The organism is Ramlibacter sp. (assembly GCF_035554825.1).
In the GTDB taxonomy this organism is placed as follows: Bacteria; Pseudomonadota; Gammaproteobacteria; order Burkholderiales; family Burkholderiaceae_C; genus Ramlibacter.
This window is the reverse complement of the sequence record NZ_DATMHS010000115.1, coordinates 1-8663: the sequence shown is the minus strand read 5'-3', so window position 1 is coordinate 8663 and position 8663 is coordinate 1. Positions and strand designations below refer to the sequence as shown.

Annotated in this window: 7 protein-coding genes; 2 read left to right on the top strand and 5 right to left on the bottom strand. The window is 70.2% G+C overall.

What is annotated here, in order from left to right; genetic code table 11:
* Positions 1-33 precede the first annotated feature (33 nt).
* Positions 34-444, bottom strand: a complete 411-nt coding sequence (locus tag VNT59_RS14415; RefSeq protein ID WP_325499232.1) for a ribonuclease — start codon at positions 442-444, stop codon at positions 34-36.
* A gap of 185 nt (positions 445-629) precedes the next feature.
* Positions 630-2942: an NADP-dependent malic enzyme gene (locus tag VNT59_RS14410; protein WP_325499230.1), complete on the bottom strand. Its 2313-nt coding sequence runs from the start codon at positions 2940-2942 to the stop codon at positions 630-632.
* 395 nt (positions 2943-3337) lie between these two features.
* On the opposite strand from VNT59_RS14410, the gene VNT59_RS14405 reads away from it, so the two are divergent.
* The gene (locus VNT59_RS14405) at positions 3338-4192 is read left to right on the top strand and encodes a Crp/Fnr family transcriptional regulator (RefSeq protein WP_325499228.1); all 855 of its coding nucleotides are present in this window, start codon (positions 3338-3340) and stop codon (positions 4190-4192) included.
* 12 nt (positions 4193-4204) lie between these two features.
* Here the strand turns inward: VNT59_RS14405 and VNT59_RS14400 are convergent, their stop codons facing one another.
* The 3 genes from VNT59_RS14400 to speD form a co-directional block, all read right to left on the bottom strand.
* Positions 4205-5596 (bottom strand): aminopeptidase P N-terminal domain-containing protein, encoded by a 1392-nt coding sequence (locus VNT59_RS14400; protein WP_325499226.1) that lies wholly within the window; start codon positions 5594-5596, stop codon positions 4205-4207.
* A complete protein-coding gene (locus VNT59_RS14395) occupies positions 5593-6303 on the bottom strand; it encodes a nucleotidyltransferase family protein (protein WP_325499224.1) in 711 nt (236 codons plus the stop codon). Before VNT59_RS14395 ends, VNT59_RS14400 begins: the two co-directional genes overlap by 4 nt.
* Positions 6304-6400: 97 nt before the next feature.
* Positions 6401-6766, bottom strand: a complete 366-nt coding sequence (gene speD / locus VNT59_RS14390) for an adenosylmethionine decarboxylase (RefSeq protein WP_325499222.1) — start codon at positions 6764-6766, stop codon at positions 6401-6403.
* A gap of 145 nt (positions 6767-6911) precedes the next feature.
* Here speD and tkt point away from each other — a divergent pair.
* A partial coding sequence (gene tkt / locus VNT59_RS14385) for a transketolase (protein WP_325499220.1) occupies positions 6912-8663 on the top strand: 1752 nt, incomplete at its 3' end.

Here is an 8663-nt window from a genome sequence, read left to right as displayed (position 1 = left end):
GTTTCTTTCTCTGTAGTCAAAATGTCGTCCCGCCTATCTCGCGTCTTCCACGATCCTGCGAAAACTCGCGTAATGGTCAGCGGTGTAATAACAGGCGTGCGGCGCCCGGGGCGGGCCTCCACACACGATGCGCCGGGCGCCCCGGTCGCGTGATCCTGGCGTGGTCACGGTGTATTCGCGGTAGTACCCGCGCTTGGCGCCAGGCAGCAAACGCTCCCTGTTGCCGAACACCGCCCCGTCCTTTTCGTACGGGAATGGTCCGCCCTGGCGGATCAGTCCATAGGTGTCCCGAGCCTGCACCGGCAATTCGGCCACCCGCACGGGCGCGAAGCTGCTGGTCGCAGTGGGATCCGTCCATGCCCGGGATTGCACCGGGGGAGCGGTGACCGCAGCTGCCAGCAAGAGGCTAGTGAGCGCAAACTTGACAGCGGCAATCCGCCCCATGAATCAGACCTTCTCGGGCGCCTTCTGGTGGACGCCACTCCGGGTTTACCCGGAAAAAATCAAGGCGGTAGTGTGACTTATCCGGCCCCAAAAGGCAAGCGGCTGCCCAATTTTTGGGCAGCCGGCATGGGTTTTCGGGGCCGCCCGGCGGGCGGCAAAGTGAGCGCCGGCTGTCGGCGCGGGTCTTACCGCACCGCGTTGGCGTCGGCGACCGTGAGGGCGGTCATGTTCACGATCCGGCGCACCGTCGCGCTGGCAGTGAGGATATGCACCGGTTTGGCGGCGCCCAGCAGGACCGGGCCGATCGCGATGTTGCCGCCGGCCGCCGTCTTCAGCAGGTTGTAAGAAATATTGGCTGCATCGATGTTCGGCAGCACCAGCAGGTTGGCGTCGCCGGCCAGGGTGCTGTGCGGCATGATCAGGTGGCGCGTGTGGCCGTCCAGCGCCGCATCGCCGTGCATTTCGCCGTCGACTTCCAGCCAGGGCGCGCGCTCCCGCAGCAGGTCCAGTGCCTGCCGCATCTTCACGGCGCTGGGCTGGTTGCTGCTGCCGAAGTTGGAATGCGAGAGCAGCGCCGCCTTCGGCTTGATGCCGAAACGCATCATTTCCTCGGCGGCCATCACGGCGATCTCCGCCAGTTGCTCGGCCGTCGGGTCGTAGTTGACGTGCGTGTCGACCAGGAAGACCTGGCGGCCGGGCAGCAGCAGCCCGTTCATGCAGGCGTAGGTGCAGACGCCGGGGCGCTTGCCGATCACCTGGTCGATGTAGGCCAGGTGCATCGGGGCGGTGCCCCAGGTGCCGCAGATCATGCCGTCGACCTCGTCCTTGTACAGCAGCATCGAGCCGATCAGCGTCAGGCGCCGGCGCATCTCGATCTTGGCCATCTGCACCGTGACGCCCTTGCGCTCGGTCATGCGGTGGTAGGTCTGCCAGAAGTCGCGGTAGCGATGGTCCTGCTCGACGTTGACGACGTCGTAGTCGAGCTCCTCGCGCAGCCGCAGGCCGAACTTCTCGACCCGCTGCGCGATGATCTTGGGACGGCCGATCAGGGTGGGCCGCGCCACGCCCTCGTCGGCCACGATCTGGGCCGCCCGCAGCACCCGCTCTTCCTCGCCTTCGCAGAACGCGACCCGCTTTTTCACCGCGGTCCTGGCCGCGGCGAAGATCGGCTTCATGGTCGTGCCCGACGCGTAGACGAAGCTCTGCAGCTTCTCGCGGTACGCGTCCATGTCCTTGACCGGCCGCGAGGCGACCCCGCTGTCCGCGGCCGCCTGCGCCACCGCCGGCGCGATCTTGATCATCAGCCGCGGGTCGAACGGCTTGGGGATCAGGTATTCCGGGCCGAACGCCAGTTGCTGGCCGGCATAGGCGGCGGCCACCACCTCGCTCTGCTCGGCCTGCGCCAGCTCGGCGATCGCGTACACCGCGGCGATCTCCATCTCGTCGGTGATGGTCGTGGCACCGCTGTCGAGCGCGCCGCGGAAGATGTACGGGAAGCACAGGACGTTGTTGACCTGGTTCGGGTAGTCGGTGCGGCCGGTGGCCATGATGGCGTCGGCGCGCACCGCCTGCACTTCCTCCGGCGTGATTTCCGGATTCGGATTCGCCAGCGCCAGGATCAGCGGCTTGGCCGCCATCTTGCGCACCATGTCGGGCTTGAGCACGCCGGCGGCGGACAGGCCCAGGAAGATGTCGGCGCCCTCGATCACCTCGGTCAGGGTGCGGGCGGCCGTCTTCTGCGCGAACTGGACCTTGTCCTCGTCCATCAGCTCCTGGCGCCCCTCGTAGACGACCCCGGCCAGGTCGGTGGCGAAGATGTTCTCGCGCGGCAGGCCGAGCTTGAGCAGCAGGTTCAGGCAGGCCAGGGCGGCGGCGCCGGCGCCGGAGGTGACCAGCTTGACCGTGCGGATGTCCTTGCCGGCCACCTTGAGGCCGTTGAGGATCGCGGCGCCGACGGTGATGGCGGTGCCGTGCTGGTCGTCGTGGAACACCGGGATCCTCATCCGCTCGCGCAATTTGCGCTCGACGTAGAAGCAGTCCGGGGCCTTGATGTCCTCGAGGTTGATGCCGCCGAAGGTGGGCTCGAGCGCCGCGATCACCTCCACCAGCTTGTCGAGGTCGTGCTTCTCGTTGATCTCGATATCGAAGACGTCGATCCCGGCGAACTTCTTGAACAGGACGCCTTTGCCTTCCATCACCGGCTTGGCGGCCAACGGCCCGATGTCGCCCAGGCCGAGGACCGCGGTGCCGTTGGTGATCACCGCGACCAGGTTGCCGCGGCTGGTGTAGCGGAACGCCGCGGCCGGATCCTTGACGATTTCCTCGCAGGGGGCCGCCACGCCGGGCGAGTAGGCCAGCGCCAGGTCGCGCTGATTGAGCAGCTGCGTGGTGGCGGAAATCGCGATCTTGCCGGGGGTGGGGAACTCGTGGTACCGCAGGGCTGCCTGGCGCAGTTCCATGCGTTTGTCGTCGGCGTCGGCCGCGCTGTGGGGAGCCATGGTTGTACTTCTCCTGATCGCCCGCGCCGGGGGCGCCGCGGCGGGCGCGGCCGCAACGGCGGGGGCTGTCATTGTAGACCTCGCACCGGACCGGGCTCGCCGCTGGCGCGATACGCGCCAGGGGCGACTCACTGCCGTGACGTCGTAAGCGAACGTGATCGGACGCTGCCGAGCGCGAGTCTTACGCGTGTTGCCAAGCATTGCGCGCAGATGCGTCTGCTTACCGGCTTCGCGGCGAGTTCTCAAAAAATTCACTCCACTCGTCGACCGCCTGGAAGACGGCCGACAGCGCCGCGGCGTCCCGTCCGACGCCTCGCGGCGCGGGGCGCGGTACGCATTCAAACGCTCCGTTACGCGCGGTGTGCGAAAAACGGTTGCGCCGCTAGAGTGCGACTATGCCCTTCGTCCCATTGCCCGGCGTCTTGCGCGAACGCGCCCTGGCCAAGCTGCTGCCGCAGAACGGCCTGCTGGCAGCCCTGCCGGAGGACGTTCGTGCCCGCTTGCTGCCGCACCTGGCGCTGGCGGACCTGCCGGCCGGACAGCAGCTCGGGCAGCCGAGCGGCACCTTCGCCCGGGCCTACTTCCCGGTCGCGGGCGTGGTGTCGCTGCTGCAGACCGCGGCCGACGGCAGCGAGCGGGTGGTGGCCCTGGTCGGCAGCGAAGGCGTGGTGGGCCTGCCCCGGTTCATGACCGATGCCGCGGTGTCGCGCGTCATCGTGCAGTCGGCCGGCTACGGCCTGGCTCTCGGGCGCGACCAGCTGCTGGAGGAATGGGCGCGCGGCGGCACCTTCATGCGCCTGTTGATGCGCTACAACCGCGCCCTCGCGGCGCAGAAAGTGGTGCTCGGCAGCTGCCGCGGCCTGCACACGCTGGATCAGCAGCTGGCCTGCCTGTTGCTGATGAGCCTGGATCGCCTTCCGAGCCAGGAAGTGGTGCTGACGCAGGAAGCCGCCGCGCGCTTGCTGGGCACGGCACCACAGGCAGTGGCCGGTGCCGTCGACCGGTTGCGCGAGGCGGGCGCCGCGTCGTGGCGGCGTCCGGGCCTGTTGGCCGCCCACGACGGCGCGGCCCTGCGCGCGGTGGCCTGCGCCTGCGAGCGGCGCATCACCGGCGAGTACCAGCGGCTCCTGAGCGACGCGCCCGCCATCGCCAGTTCGGCCTCGGGCGCCACCGCCGACACCGCCGCGCGCCGGCCCCAGCGCGACGCGATGGTCGCGCGCGGCGGCGCCGAGCGGCCGTACGGCGCCTGACGGCGCCGGCCTTCAGCCGCGCATCAGCGCTTCGATTTCGTCGGGGTGGACCGGCACGCCGCGCGTGATCAGCTCGCAGCCCGCGGAGGTGACGATGGCGTCGTCCTCGATGCGGATGCCGATGTGGTGGAACTGCGCCGGCACCCCCTCGGCCGGGCGGATGTACAGGCCCGGCTCGATCGTCAGCACCATGCCCGGCTGCAGGATCCGGCTGGGACGGTTCTTGATGATCTCGCCCGACAGCGGGTCCTTGCGTTCGCTGACTTCGCCCACCTGCGACGGCTCGACGTAGCTGCCGCAATCGTGCACGTCCATGCCGAGCCAGTGGCCGGTGCGGTGCATGTAGAACTGGAAGTAGGCGCGCTTGTCGATCACGTCGTCGACGCCGCCGACCTTGTCGGCATCGAGCAGGCCCAGGTCGAGCAGGCCCTGCGCCAGCACTTTCACCGTGGCGTCGTGGGGATCGGTGAAGCGCGCGCCGGCCCTGGTGGCGGCGACGGCGGCCTCCTGGGAGGCGAGCACCAGCTCGTACACGGCGCGCTGCGGGCCGGAGAACCTGCCGTTGGCCGGGAAGGTGCGGGTGATGTCGCTCGCATAGCCATCGAGCTCGCAGCCGGCGTCGATCAGCACCAGCTCGCCGTCGCGCAGCGCACCGGTGTCCGCCCGGTAGTGCAGCACGCAGGCGTTCGGGCCGGCCGCCACGATCGACGTGTAGGCCGGAAACTGCGAGCCGCCCAGCCGGAATTCGTGCAGCAGCTCGGCCTCCAGGTGGAACTCGCGCGCGTCCTGCCGCTCGCGCAGCAGCCGCGCCGACATCTTCATGGCCCGGACATGCGCGCCGGCGCTGATCCGGGCGGCACGCCGCATCACGTCCTGCTCGTAGCCGTCCTTGACCAGCCGCATCTCGTCGAGCACGGCGCACAGGTCGTGCTGCAGCTGCGGGCACAGGGCGCCATAGCGCACCCGGGCCCGCACCGGGTTCAGCCAGCCGGCGACGCGGCCTTCCAGTCCTTCGTGGATCGCGAACGGATACCAGACCGTGTCGCGGTTTTCCAGCAGCTTGGGCAGCATCGTGTCCAGCTGGTCGACGCTGTGGGCCGCGTCGACGCCGAGCGCCTTCGGCGCGGCCTCGGGGCCGAGCCGGTAGCCGTCCCAGATCTCGCGCTCGAGGTCCTTGGGCGCGCAGAACAAGGTGCTCTGGCCGTCGCCGGTGATCACCAGCCAGGCGTTGGGTTCGGTGAAGCCGGTGAGGTAGGAGAAATAGCTGTCCGGGCGGAACGGGAAGCTGCTGTCCCGGTTGCGCTGGCGCTCCGGCGCGGTGGGCACGATGGCGATGCCGCCGGCGCCGAGTTGCGCCGCGACGCGCGCGCGGCGCTCGGCATGGATGGAGTTGTTGTTGCTCATGATGCGTTGAGTTGTTCCAGCCGTTCGGGCGTGCCCACGTCGGTCCAGGGGCCGGTGTAGAGCTCCGCGGTGAGCTGGCGATTTTCCATCGCCGCCAGCAGCAGCGGCAGCATGGGGACTTTCAGTCCCTGCGGGTTGCCGGCGGGCAGGCTCGCGAAGAACGCCTGGCGGTACAGGCCGACCGTCGAATAGGTGTAGCGCTGCCCGGCGTCACGCACCGCGTGGCCGTCCGGCAGCAGGCCGAAGTCGCCCTTCGGGTTGTGGCCCGGGTTGGGCACCAGCACCAGATGCGCCAGCCGGTCCGACGCGGCGAAGCGCTCCATCGCATCGCGCCGGAACTCGAAGCCGGGCATGTAGACGTCGCCGCCGGCCAGCCAGAACACGTCGGCCAGCAGCGGCAGGGCCCGGGCGATGCCGCCGGCGGTCTCGAGGGCGCCGCCGAAAGCGCGGGCCTCGTCCGAGTAGCGGATGCGCGGCCACTCGCGACCGCCCTGGTGGCCGCCGGCGCCGAAGCGCTCTTCGATCTGCTGGCCGAGCCAGGCGGTGTTGACCACGACCTCGCCGTAGCCGCTGCGGCCCAGCGCCTCCAGGTGGTACTGCAGCAGCGGCTTGCCGCGCACCTGCAGCAGCGGCTTGGGGCAGCGATCGGTCAGCGGGCGCATGCGCTCGCCCCGCCCGGCGGCCAGGATCATTGCTGGGGCAGCCATCGTTCTCCTTGCTGTGCCGCCGGCCGGGACCGGCCCGCGGCGTGATAGTCGGCGCGCGTTCGCCGCCCCGCACCGGGGCGCCGCGCGGTACGCATTGTCACTCGCCGTCGCCCCGGTCGAGCGAGCGCTGCTCGGTCCACTCCGGCTCGAAGCGGTCCACCAGCGCCGTCATCAGCGCCCGCGCCCTGGCCGAATCGTCGCCGGCGCAGTTGCAGACATACACGTCGAGCGCGACGGCGCGCTGGCCGGGCCAGGTGTGCAGCGACACGTGCGACTGCGCCAGCAGCACGGTGGCGGTGACGCCGCCGGGCGCCGGCAGCGAGTGGAAGAGCTGGCTCAGCGGCTCCAGTCCGGCCGCTGCCACCGCCTGCAGGCACCAATCGCCCAGGCGCTGCGCATCGGTGAGCCAGCGCGCCTCGCAGCGGCATTGGTACAGGTCGGCGGTCAGGTGCAGCCCTTGCATCGCCCCACTGTAGCCAACCAGCGGCCGGCGTGGGGCCGTGGCCCGGGCGCCGGCGCGGGAAAGACGGCGGGTGGCGCGGGCCGACGGCCGAGCACGGGGGCGCCCGTTAAAATCAGGGGTTTCCCCACCCCGGAGCTGCCACCCAATGGCCAACGATACACAGATGGCGAACGCGATCCGCGCGCTCGCCATGGACGCCGTGCAACAAGCCAACTCGGGGCACCCCGGCGCCCCGATGGGCATGGCCGACATCGCCGTGGCGTTGTGGGGCCGGCACCTGCGCCACAACCCCGTCAATCCGGCCTGGCCGGACCGCGACCGCTTCGTGCTGTCCAATGGCCACGGCTCGATGCTGGTCTACGCGCTGCTGCACCTGACCGGCTACGACCTGCCGCTGACCGAGCTGAAGAACTTCCGCCAGCTGCACAGCAAGACGCCGGGCCACCCGGAAGTCGGCGTCACGCCCGGCGTGGAGACCACCACCGGCCCGCTCGGCCAGGGCATCAGCAACGCGGTCGGCATGGCGCTGGCCGAGAAGCTGCTGGCCACCGAGTTCAACCGCGACGGCCACACCGTGGTCGACCACTTCACCTACGCCTTTCTCGGCGACGGCTGCCTGATGGAGGGCATCAGCCACGAGAGCTGCGCGCTGGCCGGCGCCTGGAAGCTGAACAAGCTGATCGCGGTCTACGACGACAACGGCATCTCGATCGACGGCCAGGTCAAGCCCTGGTTCATCGACGACACACCGGCCCGCTTCCAGGCCTACGGCTGGAACGTGATCGGCCCGGTGGACGGCCACGACGTCGAGGCCGTGGACAAGGCGATCGCCGAGGCGCGCCGCAGCGCCGAGCGGCCGACGCTGATCGTCGCCAAGACCCAGATCGGCAAGGGCAGCCCCAACCGCGCGAACACGGCCAAGGCCCACGGCGAGGCGCTGGGCCTGGAGGAAGTGAAGCTCACCCGCCAGGCCCTGGGCTGGCCGCACGAGCCGTTCACGGTCCCCGACGAGGTCTACGCCGACTGGAATGCGCGCGAGCGCGGCGCCAGCCTGCAGGCCGAGTGGGACGAGCGCTTTGCCGCCTACCGCGCCGCGTTCCCGGCGCTGGCCGCCGAGTTCATGCGCCGCGTCAAGGGCGAGCTGCCGCGCAACTTCGCCCAGGTCGCCGTCGACGCCGCCGTCGCGGCCCACGCCAAGGCCGAGACCGTGGCGTCGCGCAAGGCCTCGCAGCTGGCGCTGGAAGCGTTCACCGCCGCGCTGCCGGAGATGATCGGCGGCTCGGCCGACCTCACCGGCTCGAACCTCACCAACACCAAGGCGACGCCGCCGCTGCGCTTCGACCTGGCCGGCGACGTCAAGCTGGCCGAGGGCGAGCCCCAGGGCGACGAAGCGCCGCGCCGCATCGGCCGCCACATCAACTACGGCGTGCGCGAATTCGGCATGGCCGCGATCATGAACGGCGTGGCGCTGCACGGCGGCTACATCCCCTACGGCGGCACCTTCCTGACCTTCAGCGACTACAGCCGCAATGCGATCCGCATGGCGGCGCTGATGAAGCGGCGCGTGATCCACGTGTTCACGCATGACTCCATCGGCCTGGGCGAAGACGGCCCGACGCACCAGTCGATCGAGCACGCCGCCAGCCTGCGCCTGATCCCCAACCTCGATGTCTGGCGCCCCTGCGACACGGCCGAGACGGCGGTGGCCTGGGCGGTGGCGCTGCAGAACCGCAACCGGCCGACGGCCCTGCTGCTGTCGCGCCAGAACCTGCCCTACGCGCCCAAGACCGAACTGGACGGGATCGGCCGCGGCGCCTACGTGCTGTCCGACCCGGCCGAAGGCCCCGATGCCGATGCCGTGCTGATCGCCACCGGCTCCGAGGTCCAGCTGGCGCTG

Bases quoted from the DNA above. Each gene is read 5' to 3' on its own strand.
- speD (WP_325499222.1), bottom strand. From the start codon at position 6,766: ATGCAAGGGCTGCACCTGACCGCCGACCTGTACCAATGCCGCTGCGAG.
- VNT59_RS14405 (WP_325499228.1), top strand. From the start codon at position 3,338: ATGCCCTTCGTCCCATTGCCCGGCGTCTTGCGCGAACGCGCCCTGGCC.
- VNT59_RS14395 (WP_325499224.1), bottom strand. From the start codon at position 6,303: ATGGCTGCCCCAGCAATGATCCTGGCCGCCGGGCGGGGCGAGCGCATG.
- VNT59_RS14415 (WP_325499232.1), bottom strand. From the start codon at position 444: ATGGGGCGGATTGCCGCTGTCAAGTTTGCGCTCACTAGCCTCTTGCTG.
- VNT59_RS14410 (WP_325499230.1), bottom strand. From the start codon at position 2,942: ATGGCTCCCCACAGCGCGGCCGACGCCGACGACAAACGCATGGAACTG.
- VNT59_RS14400 (WP_325499226.1), bottom strand. From the start codon at position 5,596: ATGAGCAACAACAACTCCATCCATGCCGAGCGCCGCGCGCGCGTCGCG.